General features: G+C 70.1%; 20 protein-coding genes and 1 riboswitch. Of the genes, 10 read left to right on the forward strand and 10 right to left on the reverse strand.

The features are described 5' to 3' along the window. Window positions 1-153 precede the first annotated feature (153 nt). Window positions 154-1,008 (forward strand): hypothetical protein, encoded by an 855-nt coding sequence (locus tag ACFVXC_RS14510; protein WP_389905199.1) that lies wholly within the window; start codon window positions 154-156, stop codon window positions 1,006-1,008. Next, the gene (locus tag ACFVXC_RS14515; RefSeq protein ID WP_389905201.1) at window positions 1,005-1,583 is read left to right on the forward strand and encodes a Uma2 family endonuclease; all 579 of its coding nucleotides are present in this window, start codon (window positions 1,005-1,007) and stop codon (window positions 1,581-1,583) included. Before ACFVXC_RS14510 ends, ACFVXC_RS14515 begins: the two co-directional genes overlap by 4 nt. Before the next feature lie 36 nt (window positions 1,584-1,619). Here ACFVXC_RS14515 and ACFVXC_RS14520 read toward each other — a convergent pair whose 3' ends face one another. From ACFVXC_RS14520 to ACFVXC_RS14530, 3 genes are read right to left on the reverse strand one after another with little or no spacing between them, the layout of a single operon-like run. Next, entirely contained in the window at window positions 1,620-2,480 is an 861-nt protein-coding gene (locus ACFVXC_RS14520; protein WP_389905202.1) for a hypothetical protein, read from the reverse strand. Beyond that, the gene (locus ACFVXC_RS14525; RefSeq protein ID WP_389905204.1) at window positions 2,477-3,217 is read right to left on the reverse strand and encodes a GntR family transcriptional regulator; all 741 of its coding nucleotides are present in this window, start codon (window positions 3,215-3,217) and stop codon (window positions 2,477-2,479) included. The genes ACFVXC_RS14520 and ACFVXC_RS14525 overlap by 4 nt, the downstream gene beginning before the upstream one ends. Window positions 3,218-3,270: 53 nt before the next feature. Continuing rightward, on the reverse strand, window positions 3,271-3,519 hold the full coding sequence (locus ACFVXC_RS14530) for a hypothetical protein (protein WP_389905206.1): 249 nt from the start codon (window positions 3,517-3,519) through the stop codon (window positions 3,271-3,273). A 37-nt stretch (window positions 3,520-3,556) separates the two neighbouring features. Between ACFVXC_RS14530 and ACFVXC_RS14535 the strand changes: the two genes are divergently transcribed. Continuing rightward, window positions 3,557-4,822 (forward strand): esterase/lipase family protein, encoded by a 1,266-nt coding sequence (locus ACFVXC_RS14535; protein WP_389905207.1) that lies wholly within the window; start codon window positions 3,557-3,559, stop codon window positions 4,820-4,822. A gap of 167 nt (window positions 4,823-4,989) precedes the next feature. On the opposite strand, the gene groL is transcribed toward ACFVXC_RS14535, so the two are convergent. The 4 genes from groL to thrC all read right to left on the reverse strand — a co-directional run bounded on the left by groL (window position 4,990) and on the right by thrC (window position 9,273). Further along, window positions 4,990-6,615, reverse strand: a complete 1,626-nt coding sequence (gene groL / locus ACFVXC_RS14540) for a chaperonin GroEL (RefSeq protein ID WP_389905209.1) — start codon at window positions 6,613-6,615, stop codon at window positions 4,990-4,992. Between the two features lie 316 nt (window positions 6,616-6,931). After that, complete coding sequence (locus tag ACFVXC_RS14545) at window positions 6,932-7,135, reverse strand: cold-shock protein (protein ID WP_005315736.1); 204 nt, start codon at window positions 7,133-7,135, stop codon at window positions 6,932-6,934. A 424-nt stretch (window positions 7,136-7,559) separates the two neighbouring features. Then, window positions 7,560-7,838, reverse strand: coding sequence for a MoaD/ThiS family protein (locus ACFVXC_RS14550; protein ID WP_383269896.1), 279 nt, complete (start codon window positions 7,836-7,838; stop codon window positions 7,560-7,562). Window positions 7,839-7,950: 112 nt separating this feature from the next. Then, window positions 7,951-9,273 (reverse strand): threonine synthase, encoded by a 1,323-nt coding sequence (gene thrC / locus ACFVXC_RS14555; RefSeq protein WP_389905211.1) that lies wholly within the window; start codon window positions 9,271-9,273, stop codon window positions 7,951-7,953. Window positions 9,274-9,290: 17 nt separating this feature from the next. Next, window positions 9,291-9,425: riboswitch (SAM riboswitch) on the reverse strand. 167 nt (window positions 9,426-9,592) lie between these two features. Between thrC and ACFVXC_RS14560 the strand changes: the two genes are divergently transcribed. The 3 genes from ACFVXC_RS14560 (at window position 9,593) to ACFVXC_RS14570 (ending at window position 12,660) form a co-directional block, all read left to right on the forward strand. After that, a complete protein-coding gene (locus ACFVXC_RS14560; RefSeq protein WP_389905213.1) occupies window positions 9,593-10,537 on the forward strand; it encodes a glucosyl-3-phosphoglycerate synthase in 945 nt (314 codons plus the stop codon). 113 nt (window positions 10,538-10,650) lie between these two features. Next, window positions 10,651-11,160 carry a hypothetical protein gene (locus tag ACFVXC_RS14565; protein WP_389905214.1) on the forward strand — a complete coding sequence of 170 codons (510 nt, stop codon included), beginning with the start codon at window positions 10,651-10,653 and terminating at the stop codon, window positions 11,158-11,160. Between the two features lie 111 nt (window positions 11,161-11,271). Further along, entirely contained in the window at window positions 11,272-12,660 is a 1,389-nt protein-coding gene (locus ACFVXC_RS14570) for a trehalose-6-phosphate synthase (RefSeq protein ID WP_389905216.1), read from the forward strand. Between the two features lie 130 nt (window positions 12,661-12,790). Here the strand turns inward: ACFVXC_RS14570 and otsB are convergent, their stop codons facing one another. Genes otsB through ACFVXC_RS14585 form a run of 3 tightly spaced genes read right to left on the reverse strand, consistent with a single transcriptional unit; the run spans window position 12,791 to window position 15,179 of the window. Then, window positions 12,791-13,660 (reverse strand): trehalose-phosphatase, encoded by an 870-nt coding sequence (otsB, locus tag ACFVXC_RS14575; protein ID WP_389905218.1) that lies wholly within the window; start codon window positions 13,658-13,660, stop codon window positions 12,791-12,793. A gap of 16 nt (window positions 13,661-13,676) precedes the next feature. After that, window positions 13,677-13,952, reverse strand: coding sequence for a DUF3263 domain-containing protein (locus ACFVXC_RS14580; RefSeq protein WP_389905220.1), 276 nt, complete (start codon window positions 13,950-13,952; stop codon window positions 13,677-13,679). Between the two features lie 9 nt (window positions 13,953-13,961). Continuing rightward, window positions 13,962-15,179 (reverse strand): extracellular solute-binding protein, encoded by a 1,218-nt coding sequence (locus ACFVXC_RS14585; protein WP_389905315.1) that lies wholly within the window; start codon window positions 15,177-15,179, stop codon window positions 13,962-13,964. 259 nt (window positions 15,180-15,438) lie between these two features. Here ACFVXC_RS14585 and ACFVXC_RS14590 point away from each other — a divergent pair, with 259 nt between their 5' ends. The 4 genes from ACFVXC_RS14590 (at window position 15,439) to ACFVXC_RS14605 (ending at window position 19,737) form a co-directional block, all read left to right on the forward strand. After that, entirely contained in the window at window positions 15,439-16,332 is an 894-nt protein-coding gene (locus tag ACFVXC_RS14590; RefSeq protein WP_389905221.1) for an SIS domain-containing protein, read from the forward strand. Window positions 16,333-16,474: 142 nt separating this feature from the next. Further along, window positions 16,475-17,470, forward strand: coding sequence for an ROK family protein (locus tag ACFVXC_RS14595; protein WP_389905222.1), 996 nt, complete (start codon window positions 16,475-16,477; stop codon window positions 17,468-17,470). Next, on the forward strand, window positions 17,470-18,612 hold the full coding sequence (gene nagA / locus ACFVXC_RS14600) for an N-acetylglucosamine-6-phosphate deacetylase (RefSeq protein ID WP_389905224.1): 1,143 nt from the start codon (window positions 17,470-17,472) through the stop codon (window positions 18,610-18,612). The genes ACFVXC_RS14595 and nagA overlap by 1 nt, the downstream gene beginning before the upstream one ends. 192 nt (window positions 18,613-18,804) lie before the next feature. Continuing rightward, a complete protein-coding gene (locus ACFVXC_RS14605; RefSeq protein WP_389905226.1) occupies window positions 18,805-19,737 on the forward strand; it encodes a 1-phosphofructokinase family hexose kinase in 933 nt (310 codons plus the stop codon). Window positions 19,738-19,767: the final 30 nt, after the last annotated feature.

Raw genomic sequence — 19,767 nt, forward strand, 5'->3', positions numbered from 1 at the left:
CTCTACCGTGCCCGATTAACGAACAAAAACAACCCCCGTCAGGTGCTAGCAACACCTGCGGGGGCCTGACCACCAAGATCGAAAGCAGTCGATCCGATGGCTGATACTCAGCTTAGTGCCGCCTTCCGCTCTGTGCACGCAGACCCGCACCCGATGGCCAATCCGGGCTACGGAAAACGCTCGGCGCCCGGACAACTCCGACGCACCGCGCACGACTTCACCCACCTCCCGCCCCGCGAAGCGTCCATCGCCGCGTACCTCGACCGGCTTCCCGACGGCGCGGACATCTCCGTAAAGACCCTGGCCAAGCACCTCCCGTACGGCCAGTGCGCTCTCCGTACCGCCCTCAACAGGCTCCAGGCAGCAGGCCACTTGCGCCGAGGCAGCGAACACGTGCGCGGATCCGGCAGCGCCCGCTGGGTCACCCGGACGTGGTTCTCCCGGACGGCGCGGGACGACGTCTGGTGGGCGGCGTTCACGCGTGGCGACGTACCGGAGAAGGAGCCGGAGCCGGAAGCGAGCAGACCCCGGCACCCCACCCGTAGCCGCGCCTTCATCCTCCTCGCGGCTCTGGGCCGGACGGCCCCCGCGCTGTCGCTCGCGTACGCGGACTGCGTCGCCCTCGAACCCCAGGTCACCGAGTGGTTCACGCGTGGGGCGACGGAGCCGGACATCCTCCGCGCCCTCACCGCAGGGCTGCCCACCCCGGTCCACAGCCCGGCGGCCCTCGTCCGCAGCCGCCTCAAGAGCAAGCTCCCTCCGGAGCCGGCGCCCCGCCCCGCACTTCGCGTACTGGAGTGCGGAAGATGCGGCGCACCCGGCCGCCCCGAAGCCCTGCCCGGCGGCACCTGCGGCCCGTGCCGGGGCGAACCCGTGCGTCACCGCACCGCCCTGGGCCCCACCGAGGTCCGCGCCCACGCGGCACAAGCCCGCGCTGCGGCGACCCGAAACCCCGCACCCATCCACGCCGGAAGCGGGGCCGTTGTAAAGGAGGAGGCGACGCCATGACCCCCAGCACCGAAGAGAGCCCGCAGATGTCCGTCGAGGACTTCGAGGAGATCGAGCACCATGCCCCGGAAACCGTGCGGCTGGAGTTCATCAACGGAAGGCTTGAGGTCAAGGCCGTGCCTGACGGCAGCCGCGGCGAGATCTTCATGTGGCTGCTGCGCCAGTGCATGCAGCATCGCCCGGACCTGAACCTGATGCCCGAACGCGGTCTCAAGGTCGAGGCGTACCGCAAGGGCCGCGCCCGCACGGACGGCTCCCTCGCGCCGGTAGGCCACTTCAGGGGACACGGGGAGTGGTCCGATCCCGAGGGCGTCCTCATGGCCGTCGAGATCACCTCCCGCGACAACGACACCAACCAGCGCGACCGGATCGACAAGCCGATCGGCTACGGCGAGGCCGACATCCCCGTCTACCTCCTCATCGACCGCGACGACAACACTCTCACCGTGTTCAGCGACCCGAAGGACGGCCGGTACCAGCAGGCTCCGTCCTACCCGTGGGGAGCCGCTGTGCAGCTCCCCGCCCCCGTCGGCATCACCCTCGAAACCGAAGAGCTCAAGGACTACGCCGACTGACCCGACGCCCCAACCGCCCCCACGCCCCTGCCGTCCTCACCTGCCGAAGTGCACCGCCGGGAACGCGCCCGCAGCCCTGAGGATCCCGGAGAAGCCACCGGCCAGTTCGGTGAGGCGGGCGGTGGCCGCCGGGCCGAGGTGGGCGTACGGGGCCGCATCGAGGCGGTCGGTGAGCGCCTCGGTCTCCGCGCGCAGAGCCGTGCCCGCCCCCGTGAGGTCCCCCGCCCCGTCCAGCAGGCCACGCTCGCGCAACTGCTCCCGGGCGGCGTCCCATTGCCGCTCGGACCACCCGCGCGTCCGCATGAAGAGTGCCGATGTCGGCGCCTTGCCGGTGGCGTTGTGCAGGACCACCGCCTCGATGCCGGACAGACCGGCCATCGTCAGGGCGACGAGGTGACCGTCACCCCGGTGCTCGCGCAGCAGCGTCGCCGCATGCCACAGGGCGAGGTGCGGTTCTTCGGGTACGGGGAGGTCGGCGTTGGCGGCGTACAGCGGACGCGCCTCCCTGAGGCACGCTTCGGTGGCCCGCAGCGCCAGTTCGGCCGCCTCGGTCATCTCCTTGGATATGAGGGCCTCCGCCCCGAGCAGCCGCCGCAGCGTCCGGTCCGCGCCGCGCAGCCGCGCCGTGAGCACCCTCTCCGGTGCGGTGACGGTCCACGCGGCGGGGATGTACCGCCGTACGTGCTCGTGGTTGAAGTTGAAGAACGTCGCTGTGACGGTGCCCGCCTCGACAGGCCCGAGCGGTGCGGCGCGGCCCGCGAGGTAGACCATGGGGCCTCGCTCAAGGCCGAGTGCCGTGAGTTCTTCCTCCGTCTCCGGAGCGAAGTACATGGCCACGTGCAGAGGGTTGACGGCGTTGTGGCAGTGGCGGCCTGTGCTGGCCTCGATGGACGTCATGCTGTGGCTCCGGTTCCGTCGGTGGGTTCGTCTGTGGGTTCGTCGGTGGGTTCGTGGTGGGGGCAGTCGGCCAGTCCGGCCGCGGTCTGGGTGAGGTGCCGGGTGAGGACATCGGCGGCGGTGTCGGCGTCGCGGGCGAGCGCCGCCTCCTCAAGGCGGCGATGCTCCAGGGCGCCGTCCCGGCCGGGGTTGCGGTGCGCCGACCAGCGGCGGGCCAGCTCGCTCGCGGTCCACATCCGGTCGAAGGTCTCAAGGAGTACGGCGTTGCCGCAGCCATCGAGCAGCGTGCGGTGGAAGACCCGGTGGGCCTCGGCCCATGCGCTGCTGTAGTACTCGCCCTCCTCCGGCTCGAAGGCCGGGATGCGGGTCAGACGGTGGTGGGCGGCTCGTACACGGGCCTCCCAGTCGACGTCGCCGCGCTCGACGGACATGCGCAGCATGACCGGTTCGACGGCCCTGCGGGCCTCCGCGATGTCCTGCCAGCGGCGGTCGGAGAAGGCAGGGACGGCGAAGCCGCGGTTGGGCAGCCGGTCGGCGAGGCCGTCGCCCACCACCCGCACGAGCGCCTCGCGCACGACGGCCAGGCTCACGCCCTGCTCTTTGGCGAGGTCCTGGGGTTTGAGGGGGTCACCGGGAGCGTGATCGCCGCGCATGATCGCGTCCCGCAGGCGTGTGTAGACCTGCTCGGAGAGCATCTGCTTCCCCGCCTGTGGCGAGGTGTGGGGCGTCTGACTCATGACTACACAATAGACGATCCAATGGATAATCGATTACCAGGGTCCACATCGATTCACATGGCGAGCGCTCCCGTCACCTTCGGGACATACTTCCCCCGCGTCATCGCGCGGACCCTGACCGAGTCGAACACCACCACGCCACACCCGTAACCGCCGTAACCGCCGCGCCCGCCCTCGCCCAGGCCCGGCGGCGCCCGCCCCCGTACGGCACAGACGAAAGCGGCCAACACCCCGCTGTCCGAAAGGGTCCCGCTCTCCTTCCGGCGGCCAACCGACGTACCGAAGATGACACCGCACGTCATCCCGGCATCGGAGCCGCACCACCGGAGGGGACCCTTCATGACCGAGCCCAACGAGCCGACGGAAGGCAACGCGCCCGACGAACGGCAGATCGCCGAGGCCTTCGGGGCCGCCGCCCACATCACCCTGGCCCCCGGCCCCCGCGAAGCCAGGGAAGCCCCCGCAGCCGCGCCCGACCCCGACCAGGAATGGACCCTTCCCGGCGGCAGGGCCTGGGTGTACCTCGCCAACTCCAAGCACGGGCTCGTCAAGCCGGTGATCCTCGCCGACGGCTTCAACAGCGGGCCCAGCGAGCTGGACTTCTCCTGGGAGATCATCGAGCGGGGGCCGTACCCGTTCATCAGCGAGCTGCGCAATCGCGGCTACGACGTCATCCTGCTCGGCTTCGACGAGCGCAGCGCGTCCATCCTGGACAACGCCAAGGCCGCCAAATCGGCGATCCAGGAGGCGATCGCGCGGCGCACGGGCGACCACCCGCTGACCGTCGGCGGCTTCAGCATGGGCGGTCTCATCACGCGGTACGCGCTCGCCAAGATGGAACACGAGAAGGTCGACCACCAGACCGCGCTGTACTTCTCCTTCGACAGCCCGCACCGCGGCGCCTGGATCCCCATCGCGCTTCAGTCGTTCGCGCACTACATCCGGCGGCTCAACGCGGCCTTCTCGAACCAGATCAACAGCCCGGCCGCGCGCCAGCTCCTGTGGCAGCACATCTCCGAGTGGGACGACACCCCCGAGATCGACAAGGAGCGCGTCGAGTTCCTCGCCGAGCTGGAGCGGGTCGGCGGCTGGCCGCGCCGCCCGAAGAAGATCGGCGTCGCCAACGGCGTGCGCACCGGACTTGCCAACGGCATCGGCCCCGGCGAGCGGGCGTTCCACGGCCGGGGCCTGGCCATCACCGGAACCCACCTCTACACGCAGCCCGCGGGCCAGGAGAAGCTCGTCGCGCAGCTGCGGGTGGTGACCCTGCGCAAGCCGCAGATCCGCACATCTGATCTGCCCGAGGTCGATGGCGCGCCCGGCGGCACCCTGGAGGGCTTCGGCATCCTCGCCGACGAGCTGAACAAGATCCCCGCCATCATCGGCCTTGGCTCCGAGGCCGAGATCCGCGAGCACTGCTTCGTGCCCTCCGTCAGCGCGGTCGCCCTGCGCGACATCGACAGCCAGGACAAGCTGTACGAGCCCTTCACGGAGAAGGCCGAGGAGAGCGAACTCGACGAGTACCTCTGCGCCGGCCAGAACGAGGGCCACACCCTGGTCACCGAGGAGCTCTGCACCTGGATCATGGACCGGCTGCCGGACTGATCCCCTCCTGGGGGCAGGCGGTGAGCGGCGGCCGGGCCGCAAGGGACTTGAGTCCGACATCGACGACGGCATCGCCTACGCCCTGGCAACGCCCGAGGGCGGTACCCCTTCCTGAGAAGGGATACCGCCCTCGGTACGTGAAGACTGGCCTACCGAGCCGAAGAGGCTCAGAAGTCCATGTCACCGCCCGGCATGCCGCCGCCGGCCGGGGCAGCGCCCGCCTTCTCCGGCTTGTCGGCGATGACGGCCTCGGTGGTGAGGAACAGCGCGGCGATCGACGCGGCGTTCTGCAGGGCAGAGCGCGTGACCTTCGCCGGGTCGAGGATGCCCTCGGCGATCATGTCGACGTACTCACCGGTCGCGGCGTTCAGGCCGTGGCCGACGGTCAGGTTGCGCACCTTCTCGACGACGACACCACCCTCAAGGCCGGCGTTGACCGCGATCTGCTTCAGCGGGGCCTCAAGGGCCAGCTTCACAGCGGCGGCACCGGTGGCCTCGTCGCCTTCGAGCTCAAGCTTCTCGAAGACAGCGGCGGCCTGGATGAGGGCCACGCCACCACCGGCGACGATGCCCTCTTCGACGGCGGCCTTCGCGTTGCGAACGGCGTCCTCGATGCGGTGCTTGCGCTCCTTGAGCTCCACCTCGGTCGCGGCACCGGCCTTGATGACCGCAACACCGCCGGCGAGCTTCGCCAGGCGCTCCTGCAGCTTCTCGCGGTCGTAGTCGCTGTCCGAGTTCTCGATCTCGGCGCGGATCTGGTTGACGCGACCCTGGACCTGGTCGCTCTCACCGGAGCCGTCGACGATCGTGGTCTCGTCCTTGGTGATGACGACCTTGCGGGCACGGCCGAGCAGGTCGAGACCGGCGTTCTCCAGCTTGAGGCCGACCTCCTCGGAGATGACGGTGCCACCGGTGAGGATGGCGATGTCGCCGAGCATGGCCTTGCGGCGGTCACCGAAGCCCGGGGCCTTGACGGCGACGGACTTGAAGGTGCCACGGATCTTGTTGACGACCAGGGTCGACAGGGCCTCGCCCTCGACGTCCTCGGCGATGATCAGCAGCGGCTTGCCGGACTGCATGACCTTCTCGAGGAGCGGAAGGAGGTCCTTCACGTTCGAGATCTTCGAGTTGACGATCAGGATGTACGGGTCGTCGAGCGACGCCTCCATACGCTCCATGTCGGTGGCGAAGTACGCCGAGATGTAGCCCTTGTCGAAGCGCATGCCCTCGGTGAGCTCAAGCTCAAGCCCGAAGGTCTGCGACTCCTCGACGGTGATGACGCCTTCCTTGCCGACCTTGTCCATCGCCTCGGCGATGAGCTCGCCGATCTGGGTGTCGGCGGCGGAGATGGAGGCGGTCGAAGCGATCTGCTCCTTGGTCTCCACGTCCACGGCCTGCTCAAGAAGGGCGCCCGAGACGGCCTCGACGGCCTTCTCGATGCCACGCTTGAGGGCCATCGGGTTGGCACCGGCGGCTACGTTGCGCAGGCCCTCGCGGACCAGCGCCTGCGCCAGGACGGTCGCGGTCGTCGTGCCGTCACCGGCGACGTCGTCCGTCTTCTTCGCGACCTCCTTGACCAGCTCGGCGCCGATCTTCTCGTACGGGTCCTCGAGCTCGATCTCCTTGGCGATGGAAACACCATCGTTGGTGATCGTGGGGGCACCCCACTTCTTCTCGAGGACGACGTTGCGACCCTTGGGGCCCAGGGTCACCTTGACGGCGTCGGCGAGCTGGTTCATGCCGCGCTCGAGGCCGCGCCGTGCCTCCTCGTCGAACGCGATGATCTTGGCCATGTGAAGTGGTCCTCCCGGACAGGGGTGGCATGCTCCGGATCGCATCGGTGCCCGCGACGGACGGCCTGCAAGCCTTGTGGTTCCTTGCCCCACCCGGCCTGCGGGCCTCACCGACCCGATCCAAGTTCTGTCACTCTCACTCGGAGAGTGCTAACGCCAATGATTAGCACTCGACCCCTACGAGTGCAAGCGTCTCTCACGGATCCCAGACACACGAGGGGGCGCACATCGGGGGGCGTACGCACGAGGGGCCCGTACCCCTGTCGGGATACGGGCCCCTCGTCACTCGCTAAGTCGCTGGCCGATCGCGCCGAGATCAGACGGCGAGCTTGACCATGTCCGCCTGTGGACCCTTCTGGCCCTGCGAGATCTCGAACTCCACTCGCTGACCTTCTTCAAGGGTGCGGTAACCGTCCATCTGAATCGCGCTGTAGTGGACGAAAACATCCGCACCACCGTCGACCGCGATGAAGCCGTACCCCTTCTCCGCGTTGAACCACTTGACGGTGCCCTGAGCCATGCCTAACTCCCCTATTACTGGCCCTTGCACGGACCCGCACTTCGCGGGCCCGGGTCAGACCTCACCCCCCCAATGGGTTGTGGAGGCGTGCGCCGGAACGCGTCGACCGCCGCTGAATGTATCTGCCCAACTGCCCTCTGCAACAGGTCAATCGGACGAGAATTCTGGGCATGCGCGATCGGTAATATGCGGAGAATTTGCCGGAGTTCAGGGCAAGTCGGGCCAGACAAATGCCGCGAGAGGCTCAAATAGGCAAGACGCTTTGGCTACTTCTTGTCGGCCCCGGGCCGACTTCATATATGCGCTAGGCACAAACAGCGAAGCTTGCTTCCCAACTGTACCGCGCTCAACCACATGGAATTGCCCCCTCCGCTTCTCTCGCGGAGGGGGCAATGGGAGTGACGCTGCGTACTTTCAGACGGATTCAGCAACCGCCCGCGACGGCGGGAATGATCGAGACGCCGGCGCCGTCCGGCGTCGCGGTCTCAAGGCCCTGCTCGAAACGGACGTCGTCGTCGTTCACGTACACGTTCACGAAGCGCCGCAGCTTGCCCTGGTCGTCGAGGACACGGGCCGCGATACCGGCGTGCTTGGCCTCAAGATCGGCGATGACCTCGGAGAGGTTGGCGCCCTCGGCGGCGACCTCGGACTTGCCGCCGGTGTAGGTGCGGAGAATGGTGGGAATGCGAACGTTGACGCTCATGGGATTCACCTCTTGATATACGGGGGAGGAAGCGCCCCGTAAAGGGCGCGGGGAACTGCGCGAGGACGGACCACGACCGCCGTCCGACGACGGCGGCCGGGCCCCACGGCGACTAACCGGCGAGCCCCGCGGCGCGGAACGCGTCGAGGCTGGGCTTGATCGTCGCCGTCGCCTGAGAGGTCTCGGCAACAGCGTCCAGGGTCTTGAGTCCGTCACCCGTGTTCAGGACCACCGTGGTCAGGGTGGGGTCGATGAGGCCCGCCTCGATCAGCTTCTTGGCGACGCCCACCGTCACCCCGCCCGCGGTCTCCGCGAAGATCCCCTCCGTGCGGGCGAGAAGCTTGATCGCGTCCACGACCTGCTCGTCGTTCACGTCCTCCACCGCGCCGCCCGTGCGACGTGCGATGTCCAGGACGTACGGCCCGTCGGCGGGGTTGCCGATGGCGAGGGACTTGGCGATGGTGTCCGGCTTCTGGGGGCGTACGACGTCGTGCCCGGCCTTGAAGGCGGTCGACACCGGCGAGCAGCCCTCGGCCTGCGCACCGAAGATCTTGTAGGGCTTGTCCTCGACGAGGCCCAGCTTGATGAGCTCCTTGAGGCCCTTGTCGATCTTCGTGAGCTGCGAGCCCGACGCGATCGGGATGACCAGCTGGTCGGGCAGCTGCCAGCCGAGCTGCTCACAGATCTCGTACGCGAGGGTCTTGGAGCCCTCTCCGTAGTACGGCCGCAGGTTCACGTTGACGAAGCCCCAGCCCTCGCCCAGCGGGTCGCCGATGAGCTCGGAGCAGAAGCGGTTCACGTCGTCGTAGTTGCCCTCGATGCCGACGAGCTCGCCGCCGTAGACCGCGGCCATGACGACCTTGCCCTGCTCCAGGTCGTGCGGGATGAACACGCACGAGCGGAAGCCGGCGCGGGCCGCGGCGGCACCCACGGCACCGGCGAGGTTGCCGGTGGAGGAGCAGGAGAGGGTGGTGAATCCGAAGGCGCGCGCCGCCTCGATGGCCTGCGCGACGACGCGGTCCTTGAAGGAGTGCGTCGGGTTCCCGGAGTCGTCCTTGACGAAGAGCTTGCCCTGCTCGACGCCGAGCTCACGGGCGAGGTTGTCGGCCTTGACGAGCTGGGTCCAGCCGGGGTTGATGTTCGGCTTCTCGGCGACGTCCGCGGGGACGGGCAGCAGCGGGGCGTAGCGCCAGATGTTGGCGGGGCCGGACTCGATCTGCTTCCTCAGCGCCTCGGGGTCACCGGTCGGCAGGTCGTACGCGACTTCGAGCGGGCCGAAACAGGCCTGGCAGGCGAAGATCGGGCCGAGGGCGTAGAGCTCGCCGCACTCGCGGCACGAGAGGCCGGACGCGGGGCCGAGATCCACGGACCCACTACGGGAAGCCGTGGTGGAGGGGGTGGTGGTGTCGTTCGTTGCGACAGTCTGCGCAGCCATGGAGGCGAGGCCCTTTCTCCTCATCTTCCCCGCGGCGAATCTCACCGCGAGACGGAATTGGCACCTTCCCCGCCGAGACCTCGCATGCGCGGTCGGCGGGATGGTTGCCGGGGCTTCAACGGGCCGTATCCCTCTGCCCCTCTGGATGAGCGGTATGGCGCCGGGCTTCAGGGGCCCGGGGCGTTTGTTACGCGTCGACCCCCGACATGCGATGGTCATCCGCGTTGTTCAAGACTGTAACCGACGGCCTGGACCCTTGAGATAGTCGTCCGAACCGCGAGATGGATCACATGTAGGCCACACACAGGAGGAACCACCCGTGCTGGAAGAGGCCGAGCGCTGGCTGACCAGGCGTTCCTGGGCTGTTGCCGACCGTCCGCTCAGCGCGCTCGTCGCCGCCAAACGAGCGTCGGGAGCCTCGGTGAGCGTCGTCCTGCCCGCGCTCGACGAGGAGGAGACGGTCGGCGAGATCGTCGCCGTGATCCGCCGCGAGCTGATCGAGAAGGCCGCCCTCGTCGACGAGCTCGTGGTGATCGATTCCGGCTCGCGGGACCGCACGGCCGAGGTCGCGCGCGACGCGGGCGCGCGGGTCGTGCACCGGGACGAGATCCTGCCGCGCATCCCGGCCGTACCCGGCAAGGGCGAGGTCCTGTGGCGCTCGCTCCTGGTGACCGGCGGTGACATCGTCGCGTTCGTCGACGCGGACCTGAAGGAGTTCTCGGCGGACTTCGTCACCGGGATCGTGGGCCCGCTCCTGACCGAGCCCGACGTGCACTTCGTGAAGGCGATGTACGACCGCCCGCTCGCCGGGACCGCGGGTCAGGGCGGCCGGGTCACCGAGCTGATGGCGCGCCCGCTGCTCAACATGCACTGGCCCCAACTGGCCGGGTTCGTCCAGCCGTTGGGCGGCGAGTACGCGGCACGCAGATCCCTCCTCGAACGGCTGCCGTTCCCCGTCGGATACGGGGTGGAGCTCGGCCTGCTCGTCGACGCGCTGCACACCGTGGGCCTCGACGCGCTCGCGCAGGTCGACGTCGGCGTGCGCAGGCACCGGCACCAGGACGGGCAGGCGCTCGGCAGGATGGCGGCGGCGATCTACCGGACGGCGCAGGTCAGGCTCGCGCTCGGTCATCACGTACGCCCCGAGCTCACCCAGTTCGAGCGGGGTGAGCACGGGTTCGAACCGCGGACCCATCCGGTGGACACGGAGGAGCGTCCGCCGATGTCCGGCATCGCGGAGTACACGGCCCGCCGCGTGGCGTAACCATCCAAGACCGGGCATTTTATCTACATTCCCCACTTATGTGGGTCCATATGCGGGTCAGGCAGCTCAGCGTCAGGCAGTCCCGTCTCAGGCAGTCCCGTCTCAGGCAGTTCATGGGAAGCGCGCGACGCGTCGGTGCCGTGGCCATGGCCACGGCCGGTCTCGCGGCAGGCGCGCTGAGCGCCGCAGCCGTACCGGCCGCCGCGGATGTGATCGATCCCTTCGCCAAGCGCTACGACGAATCCCTCTACGGCGACTTCAAGACCATCGGCAACACGGTCATGGGCTGCCCGACGACGCCCGCGGACGGCGAGGTGTCCTGCACCGCGGGCGCGATCCGGGTGATCACGGTGACGGCGCCGGGCAGCAACTGCCCCCGGTCCGTCCGGGGCGGCGACGACCCGTGCACCTCGGCGGTCCACGCGACGCGGCAGCGGGTTCAGGCGCGGCCCGCCCCGCAGCACCAGCAGGGCGATCCCGCGAGACCGGCGGCGGCGAGCGGCCCGGGTCAGCTGGCCGACACGGGCAGCGGCTCCGGCACGATGCTGTACGCGGGCCTCGCGATCTCCCTGAGCGTGCTCGGCGCGCTCGCGGTGGCGGCGGCGAGGAGCAGGCGGGACTAGCGGGGCAGGCCTCGACATCGGCCTTGACGCCGCTCCCTGAACGTATACGGCCGGGCTCGCAAGGGTCCGGCCCTACGTTTGAGCCCTCCCGCTAAGGGCTAGGTTCGGCACATGGTCTCCGAGCACGCCGCCGCCCAGATCCTCGTCGCGTCCAACCGCGGCCCCGTCACGTACTCCCTGGAGGAGAACGGAGAACTGACGGCCAAGCGGGGCGGCGGAGGACTCGTCTCCGGGCTCAGCGCGATCGGAGACTCCGCCGGGGACTCCCTGTGGGTCTGCGCGGCGCTGGGCGACGGTGACCGGGAGGCCGTGCGGCGCGGGGTCGGTGAGCCCGGGGTGCGGATGCTCGACATCGACGCGCGGGTGCACGCCGACGCGTACAACGGCATCGCGAACTCGGTCCTCTGGTTCGTCCACCACATGCTGTACCAAACGCCGCTCGAACCGGCCTTCGGCCCGGAGTTCCGGGCGCAGTGGGCGTCGTACGAGACCTACAACCGGGCCTTCGCCGAGGCGCTCGCGGAGAGCGCCGCGGGGGGCGCGGCGGTCCTCGTCCAGGACTACCACCTGGCCCTCGTGCCGGGGATGCTGCGCGAACTCCGCCCCGACCTGCGCATCGGCCACTTCTCACACACGCCGTGGGCGCCGGTGGACTACTTCCGGATGCTGCCCCAGGACATCGCGGAGCAGCTGCTCCGCGGCATCCTGGGCGCCGACCGCGCGGCGTTCCTGACAGGCCGGTGGGCGGACGCGTTCACGGAGTGCTGCGTCGCCGTCATCGGCGGTACGTCGGGGACGCGGATCGGGGTGCACGGGCTCGGGGCCGACGCGGATTTCCTGCGGGAGCGGTCGCGGCGGGACGATGTGGAGGAGCGGCTCGTCGCGCTGCGGGAGCAGGTCGGGACCGGCCGACGGGTGATTGTCCGGGTGGACCGGACGGAACTGTCGAAGAACATCGTGCGGGGGCTGATGGCGTACCGCGAGCTTCTCGCCTCGCACCCCGAGTGGCGCCAGCGGGTCGTGCATGTCGCGTTCGCGTATCCGTCGCGGCAGGATCTCGCCGTGTACCGCGAGTACACCGCGTCCGTGCAGCGGCTCGCGGACGAGATCAACTCCGAGTACGGGGTCGAGGGCTGGACGCCGGTGGTGCTCCACGTGAAGGACGACTTCGCCCGGTCGCTTGCCGCGTACCGTCTGGCCGACGTGGCGCTGGTGAACCCCATCCGGGACGGGATGAACCTGGTCGCCAAGGAGGTGCCGGTCGTGTCGGACGAGGGGTGCGTGCTGGTGCTTTCGCGGGAGGCGGGGGCGTACGAGGAGCTGGGCGAGGACGCGGTGGTGGTGAACCCCTATGACGTGTCGGGGACGGCTGCGGCGCTGCATGAGGCGCTGACGATGCCGGTGGAGGAGCGGGCGGAGCGAACTAAGCGGCTCGCTGCGGCGGCTACGGCGTTGCCCCCGGCCCAGTGGTTCCTGGATCAGCTGCGGGCACTGGGATAAACGCCGGACGGGCTGAGAATCAGCCCCTCCGGCGTTTGAGGAGCGGGGTCCGGGGCGGAGCCCCAGGTAGGCCCGGGGCGCAGGCACGGTTTTCGGGAAGGGGCGGGGTCGGGGACAGAGTCTGTTCCGGTCAGCCCAGTTGTGCGGCGACCGCGCCGAGCAGGTCCACCACGCCCTGAGGCCCGTCCACCACCAGGTCGGCCCGGTCCGCCAGCTCCGCGACCTCCGCGCTGCCACTGCACACCAGCAAGCCCCGCACCTGATCCGAGCGCAGCTTCTCCACCGCCGCGAAGGCGGGGAGGTCTCCCAGGTCGTCGCCCGCGTAGAGGACGGTCTCGGCGCCGACCTCGCGGACGTAGTCGGCCAGGGCCACCCCCTTGTCCATGCCGGGGGGACGCAACTCCAGGACCAGGCGGCCCGGTTCGACGATCAGGCCGTGGCGGGACGCCAGCTCGGCGAGAGGTTCGCGCAGCTCGTCGAACGCGGCCTGCGGATCGCGCGCACGGCGTGTGTGGACCGCGACCGCACGCCCCTTCTCTTCTATCCACGTGCCGCGCCAGGCACCGATCGCGTCCAGGAACCCGGGGAGTTCGGCGCGGACGGACGCCACCCCGGGGTGCGGCTCGGCCGCGTGCACGGTGGAGGAGACCGCGTCCCAGCGCTCGGCGCCGTAGTGCCCGAGCACGACGAGGTGTTCGAGGCCGGGAACACCCGCGAGACCGCCGTAGCGCACCGCCACGCCCGCCGGGCGCCCGGTGACGACGGCGACGGACCGCACCTTCGGCGCGAGCGCGGCGAGGGCGGGGACGGCACCGGGGTGGGCACGGGCCTGCTCGGGGTCGGGCACGATCGGGGCGAGCGTGCCGTCGAAGTCGAGCGCGATCACGGCCTTCCCGGGCCGCGCGAGGAGCGCGGCAAGGCCCTCGCGCCCTGCCGGTGTCACGGGCTCGGGCAGGTCGGGCACGTCGGGCAGCTCGGGAGAGTACACAGGGTCACCCATGGGCCCGACCCTACGCTCAACGCTCCCCGCGCCGGGACTCCCTGACCCGCCGGAGCCGGTTGACGGTCACCGGATCGTGCGCGAGGGCGCGGGGATCGTCGAGCAGGGCGTTCAGGAGCTGGTAGTAGCGGACCGGCACCAGGCCGAGCTGCTCGCGCACGGCACGCTCCTTGGCGCCGGGCCCGCTCGCCCAGTCGCGGCGCTCCAGGGCGAGGATCGCGCGGTCACGCTCGGAGAGCCCGGTGTCGGGGAACGCGTCGCCCCGCGCGTCGTCGTCCGTGGCATCGGTCATGCCGTCACGCTATTCCGAGTTCTCCTCGGTCGCCGCCTTGGTCTGGATCTGGCTGAGGATCGACTGCGGATTGCCTTCCGGGTCGACGGCCTTGCCGATGTACTTCTTGACATCGACGGAGACCTGCGCCCAGGACGTCTTGCCCACCGGGTACAGCTGCGAGGTGGGCAGCTCGTCGAGGAACGCGGCGAGCGCCTTGTCGTTCTTGTTGCCCGTCATCTGCTGCGCCGCGGACGTCGTGACGGGCAGCAGGTCGTACTCGCGGGAGAAGTCCAGGACGTTCTTCGTGCTGTAGGCGAAGTCGAGGAACTTACCGATCTCCTCGCCGTTGCCGTGCTGCTTGAAGGCCATCATCCAGTCGGCGACGCCCATCGTGGACTGGGCGTGGCCGTTCACGCCGGGCATCGGCACCATGCCGTACTTCACGCCCTTCTTCGCGGCCATCTGCATCAGCGTGGGATGGCCGTTGAGCATGCCCACGTCGCCGCGCGTGAAGGCGGCGAAGGCCTCGGCGCGGTCGAGCTCGGCGGGCGGCGTGTCGCCCGTCAGGCCCTTGCCGACGAGCTCGTCCTTCAGCCAGGTGAAGGTCTTCACGTTCTGCTTGGAGTCGATGTCGTACGTGCCGACGTTGTCGGTGTAGCCGCCGCCACCGCTGAGCAGCCACTGCATCGTCTCGGCCTGCGCCTCTTCCGAGCCGAGCGGCAGGGCGTAGGGGATCTTCACCCCGCGCGCCTTGAGGGCCTTGGCGTCGGCCGCCAGGTCGGTCCAGCTCTGCGGCGGCGTGAGGTCGGCGTCCTTGAAGATCTTCTCGTTGTAGAAGAGCAGGCGCGTGGAGGAGGCGAACGGCATGCCGTACTGGACGCGCTTGACCTCGCCCGCCTCGGCGAGGGGGGCCATGAAGTCGGCCTGGGTGGCGATGGAGACCAGGTCCTCGGTGCGGTACAGCTTGTCCTGCGCGGCGTAGTCGGCGTACGCGCCGATCTGGGCCATGTCGGGGGCGTCGCCCGCCTTGACCATTTCCTTGACCTTGCGGTCCACGTCGGTCCAGGAGTAGACGCTGACGTCGACCTTGATGCCGGGGTTCTTCGCCTCGAACTTCTCGGCGATCTTGTCCCAGTACTTCTGGGAGCTGTTGTCCTTGGAGTCGCCGTAGTCCGCGGCCACCAGCTTGAGGGTGACGTCGCCGGAGTCGCCCGGACCGCCACAGCCTGCGAGCACCGCCGTCATGCTCAGTGCGGCTACCGCCGCGGTCAGTCCTGTCGCGCGCCGCTGCACAGCTGTTCCCACCCTCGAAGATCTTCGTGAACTGCGATTTTCCCCCGCGTACGCACACGAGGTCTACACCACTCAAGTATCGCTTCTGCAACGGCGTGCTACTGACGTCCCACCGTTGCCGAGGAGGCCGACCTGCTGCTAAGCACGTCACGTTCCATCGAGTACCGATGAGCACATCGTGAAGTCCCGCACTGGCAAGGAGCCTTGGCGCATGTCGCGTACCGCAACAGAGATCGCAACCCAGCCCGCCTGCTGGCACCGGGCGGCCGAGGCCGCCGCCGCGTTCGACGGACTGCCGAAGCCGGGTGAGCGGGTGGCCGTCACCGGGTGCGGTACGTCGTGGTTCATGGCCATCGCGTACGCGGCGCTGCGCGAGGCCGCCGGGCAGGGCGAGACGGACGCCTTCGCCTCGTCGGAGTTCCCCGCCGGGCGTACGTACGACCGGGTGGTCGCCATCACCCGGTCCGGCACGACGACGGAGGTCCTCGAACTCCTCGGCGAGCTGAAGGGTGTCGTCCCGACCACGGCCCTCACCGCCGATCCGAAGACCCCGGTCATGGACGCGGCCGACTCGGTGGCCGTCCTGGACTGGGCGGACGAGGAGTCGGTCGTCCAGACCCGCTTCGCCACGACCGCCCTTGCCTTCCTGCGGGCCGGGCTCGGTGACATCCCCGGCGTGAAGTCGATCGCCGATGCCGCGGTCGACGCGGAGCTCGCGGTGACGGAGCCGCTGCCATCGGCGGTTCTGGCGGCCGAGCAGTGGACGTTCCTGGGTCGGGGCTGGACGTACGGTCTCGCCCTCGAAGCCGCGCTGAAGATGCGGGAGGCGGCGGGGGCCTGGACCGAGTCGTACCCGGCGATGGAGTACCGCCACGGGCCGATCGCCATCACCGGGCCCGGCCGTGTGGCCTGGATGTTCGGTGTACTGCCGGAGGGTCTTGCCGGGGATGTCGCCCGGGTGGGCGGGGAACTCGTCGCCCGCGAGGAGGCCGATCCGCTGGCCGATCTGATCCGGGCGCAGCGGCTCGCCGTCGCGCTGGCGGAGTCCCGGGGCTTCGACCCCGACCGGCCCCGGAACCTGACGCGGAGCGTCATTCTGGGCTAGTCGGCTCTCCCGCGGCGGGTGGGTGGCCGATCCTGATTCGCCGCTTCGCGGCGAAATCCTCCCACCCGCCCACTCGATTGCCCCGCACTGATTAGTTGGAATGGACTAGACCTCTCGCACGTCACGCGCGAGACTGTCCCCCGTGAGACATGTCATCGCCCTCGATGTGGGCGGCACCGGAATGAAGGCCGCCCTGGTCGGGGCGGACGGCGCGCTCCTGTACGAGGCGCGGCGGGCCACCGGCCGGGAGCGTGGCGCCGACGCCGTGGTCGAGTCCATCCTCGACTTCGCCGCCGACCTCCGCGCCCACGGGATCAAGGAGTTCGGGGAGCCCGCGGCGGCGGCCGGGGTCGCGATCCCCGGGATCGTCGACACCGAGCGCGGCATCGCGGTCTACGCCGCGAACCTCGGCTGGCGCGACGTCCCCATGCGCGAGCTCCTGAGCCGCAGGCTGGAGGGCGTCCCCGTGACCCTGGGCCACGACGTCCGCACCGGCGGTCTCGCCGAGGGGCGGATCGGCGCGGGCAAGGGTGCCGACCGGTTCCTCTTCGTACCGCTCGGTACGGGGATCGCCGGGGCCATCGGGATCGGCGGCGGCATCGAGCCCGGCGCCCACGGCTCGGCGGGCGAGATCGGGCACATCATCGTGCGCCCCGGCGGCCCGCTCTGCGGCTGCGGCCAGCGCGGCTGCCTGGAGCGGCTCGCCTCCGCGTCCGCGGTGAGCGAGGCCTGGGCTGCGGCGAGCGGTGACCCCGAAGCGGACGCCGCGGACTGCGCGAAGGCCGTGGAGTCGGGCGACCCGCGGGCCCAGGCGGTCTGGCAGAACGCCGTCGACGCGCTCGCCGACGGCCTCATCACCGCCCTCACCCTCCTGGACCCGCACACCCTGATCATCGGTGGCGGTCTCGCCGAGGCCGGGGAAACCTTGTTCACACCCCTGCGGGCGGCCATGACGGAACGCATCGTGACGTTCCAGTCCCAGCCCCTCATCGTCCCCGCCGCACTCGGGGACACCGCGGGATGCCTGGGCGCGGGCCTGCTCGCCTGGGATCTCCTCGCCACCCCCGACCACCCCACCGACCCCACCGACCCCACCGACCCCACCGACCCCACCGACTCCACGGAGGTAACCGCCTGATGGCCACTAGCAAGGTGCTCGCCGGCGCTCAGGTGGTCCTGCCCACCGGGACCATCTCCAACGGCCGTGTGATCGTCGACGGCGCGCGCATCTCCGGGAGCGCTCCCAGCGATGCCGAAGTCATCGACCTGGATCCCGGTCACTGGGTGGTCCCGGGCTTCGTCGACATCCACAACCACGGCGGCGGCGGTGCGTCCTTCACCTCCGGCACCGTCGACGACGTGCTCAAAGGCGTCCACACGCACCGTCTGCACGGCACCACGACCGTCGTCGCGTCGACCGTCACCGGCGAGATGGACTTCCTCGCCCAGCGCGCGGGGATGCTCAGCGAGCTGGCCGAGCAGGGCGACATCGCGGGCATCCACTTCGAGGGGCCGTTCATCTCGCCGTGCCGCAAGGGCGCGCACAGCGAGGTGCTCCTGCGCGACCCCGACCCCGCCGAGGTCCGCAAGCTGATCGACGCGGCACGCGGCCGGGCCAAGATGCTCACGCTCGCCACCGAGCTGCCGGGCGGCATCGACTCCGTACGCCTCCTCGCCGAACACGGCGTCATCGCGGCCATCGGCCACACGGACGCGACGTACGAGCAGACGCAGGAGGCCATCGACGCGGGCGCCACCGTCGCGACGCACCTCTACAACGCGATGCCGACCCTCGGGCACCGCGCGCCGGGCCCGATCGCCGCGCTCCTTGAGGACGAGCGGATCACGGTCGAGCTGATCAACGACGGCACGCATCTGCACCCCGCGTCGTTCGAGCTCGCCTTCCACCACGCGGGCGCCGCCCGTACCGCGCTCATCACGGACGCGATGGACGCGGCGGGCTTCGGTGACGGCCGGTACATGCTCGGCCCGCTGGAGGTCGAGGTGCTCGACAGCGTCGCGCGGCTCGTCGACGGCGGTTCGATCGCGGGCTCGACCCTCACCCTGGACCGTGCGTTCAAGCGCTCGGCGACCGTCGACGGCCTCCCGGTCGCCGACGTCGTGCGGGCCATCTCCGCCAACCCGGCCAGACTCCTGGGGATGTACGACGAGATCGGCTCCCTTGAGCCGGGCAAGGACGCCGATCTGGTGGTCCTCGACGCGGAGTTCGACCTGGTGGGCGTCATGCGCAAGGGCGAGTGGGTAGTTGCGCCGCAGTGACGTTGAAATGGCAACGAACAGGGAGCGGTTGGTCCTGACCCCTGGGCCAACCGCCTTCTCTTTGGCATGATCAGCCCGAAAGCAGACGGAAGCAGACGGAAGCAGACGGAAGCATCCGGAAGCAGACGCAAGCAGGGGACGCCGACAAGCGGCGTTCTCCGTGATCTCGGAGGTATCTGGGGTGAGTGACGAGTGATTCTCACAGTCACGCTGAACGCCGCCCTGGACATCACCTACCGGGTCCCCGCCCTCGTCCCGCACGCCTCGCACCGCGTCACCGAGGTCACCGAACGCCCCGGCGGCAAGGGCCTGAACGTCGCCCGCGTCCTCGCGGCCATCGGCCACGACGTGACCGTGACCGGCTTCGCCGGCGGCGACACGGGCCGCACCCTGCACGAGCGCCTGAGGCACGAGCCCCGCGTCACGGACGCGCTGGTGCCCGTCGAAGGCGCCACCCGCCGCACGCTCGCCATCGTCGACGCGGCGACCGGCGACACCACGCAGCTGAACGAACCGGGTCCGACGGTCTCGCCCGCGGAGTGGTCCGCGTTCCGCGAGTCGTACGAGGAGTCGCTGCGCGAGGGCGCCGCCGCGGTCGCGCTGTGCGGAAGCCTGCCGCCGGGGGTCCCGGTGAACGCCTACGCGGCTCTCGTACGGGCCGCGCGCGCCGCCAGGGTCCCCGTGCTCCTCGACACCAGCGGGGAAGCGCTGCGCCGTGGCCTCGCCGCCCGCCCCGACATCATCAAGCCCAACGCGGACGAACTGGCGGAGCTGACCGGCTCCCACGAGCCCGCCCAGGCGATCCGCGACGCCCGCCGCAGGGGCGCGCACGCGGTGGTGGCCTCCCTGGGCGCCAAGGGCCTGCGCGCCGTCACGCCGGAGGGCACCTGGCAGGCGGCTCCGCCCCGCATGGTGCGCGGCAACCCGACGGGCGCCGGTGACTCGGCGGTCGCGGGCCTGCTCTCCGGCCTGGTGGAGGAACTCGCGTGGCCGGAGCGCCTCGCACGGGCCGTGGCCCTGTCAGCGGCGACAGTGGCGGCCCCCGTGGCGGGCGAGTTCGTGCCCGCGACTTACGAAGACCTGCTCACGCGAGTCGCGGTGACCGGGGAGGTCAGCGCGGCGTGACGTCACGCGTCAGCGCGTGAGCGACGCACA

This window comes from Streptomyces sp. NPDC058257, assembly GCF_042881845.1.
Classification (GTDB): domain Bacteria; phylum Actinomycetota; class Actinomycetes; order Streptomycetales; family Streptomycetaceae; genus Streptomyces.

Excerpts from the sequence above, each read along its gene's own strand:
- ACFVXC_RS14525 (WP_389905204.1), bottom strand. The coding sequence starts at position 3,217 with ATGAGTCAGACGCCCCACACCTCGCCACAGGCGGGGAAGCAGATGCTC.
- ACFVXC_RS14510 (WP_389905199.1), top strand. The coding sequence starts at position 154 with ATGGCCAATCCGGGCTACGGAAAACGCTCGGCGCCCGGACAACTCCGA.
- nagA (WP_389905224.1), top strand. The coding sequence starts at position 17,470 with ATGGCCACTAGCAAGGTGCTCGCCGGCGCTCAGGTGGTCCTGCCCACC.
- ACFVXC_RS14535 (WP_389905207.1), top strand. The coding sequence starts at position 3,557 with ATGACCGAGCCCAACGAGCCGACGGAAGGCAACGCGCCCGACGAACGG.
- ACFVXC_RS14585 (WP_389905315.1), bottom strand. The coding sequence starts at position 15,179 with ATGACGGCGGTGCTCGCAGGCTGTGGCGGTCCGGGCGACTCCGGCGAC.
- ACFVXC_RS14545 (WP_005315736.1), bottom strand. The coding sequence starts at position 7,135 with ATGGCTCAGGGCACCGTCAAGTGGTTCAACGCGGAGAAGGGGTACGGC.
- thrC (WP_389905211.1), bottom strand. The coding sequence starts at position 9,273 with ATGGCTGCGCAGACTGTCGCAACGAACGACACCACCACCCCCTCCACC.
- ACFVXC_RS14565 (WP_389905214.1), top strand. The coding sequence starts at position 10,651 with ATGGGAAGCGCGCGACGCGTCGGTGCCGTGGCCATGGCCACGGCCGGT.
- ACFVXC_RS14550 (WP_383269896.1), bottom strand. The coding sequence starts at position 7,838 with ATGAGCGTCAACGTTCGCATTCCCACCATTCTCCGCACCTACACCGGC.
- ACFVXC_RS14580 (WP_389905220.1), bottom strand. The coding sequence starts at position 13,952 with ATGACCGATGCCACGGACGACGACGCGCGGGGCGACGCGTTCCCCGAC.
- groL (WP_389905209.1), bottom strand. The coding sequence starts at position 6,615 with ATGGCCAAGATCATCGCGTTCGACGAGGAGGCACGGCGCGGCCTCGAG.
- ACFVXC_RS14515 (WP_389905201.1), top strand. The coding sequence starts at position 1,005 with ATGACCCCCAGCACCGAAGAGAGCCCGCAGATGTCCGTCGAGGACTTC.
- otsB (WP_389905218.1), bottom strand. The coding sequence starts at position 13,660 with ATGGGTGACCCTGTGTACTCTCCCGAGCTGCCCGACGTGCCCGACCTG.
- ACFVXC_RS14530 (WP_389905206.1), bottom strand. The coding sequence starts at position 3,519 with ATGACGTGCGGTGTCATCTTCGGTACGTCGGTTGGCCGCCGGAAGGAG.
- ACFVXC_RS14570 (WP_389905216.1), top strand. The coding sequence starts at position 11,272 with ATGGTCTCCGAGCACGCCGCCGCCCAGATCCTCGTCGCGTCCAACCGC.
- ACFVXC_RS14590 (WP_389905221.1), top strand. The coding sequence starts at position 15,439 with ATGTCGCGTACCGCAACAGAGATCGCAACCCAGCCCGCCTGCTGGCAC.
- ACFVXC_RS14520 (WP_389905202.1), bottom strand. The coding sequence starts at position 2,480 with ATGACGTCCATCGAGGCCAGCACAGGCCGCCACTGCCACAACGCCGTC.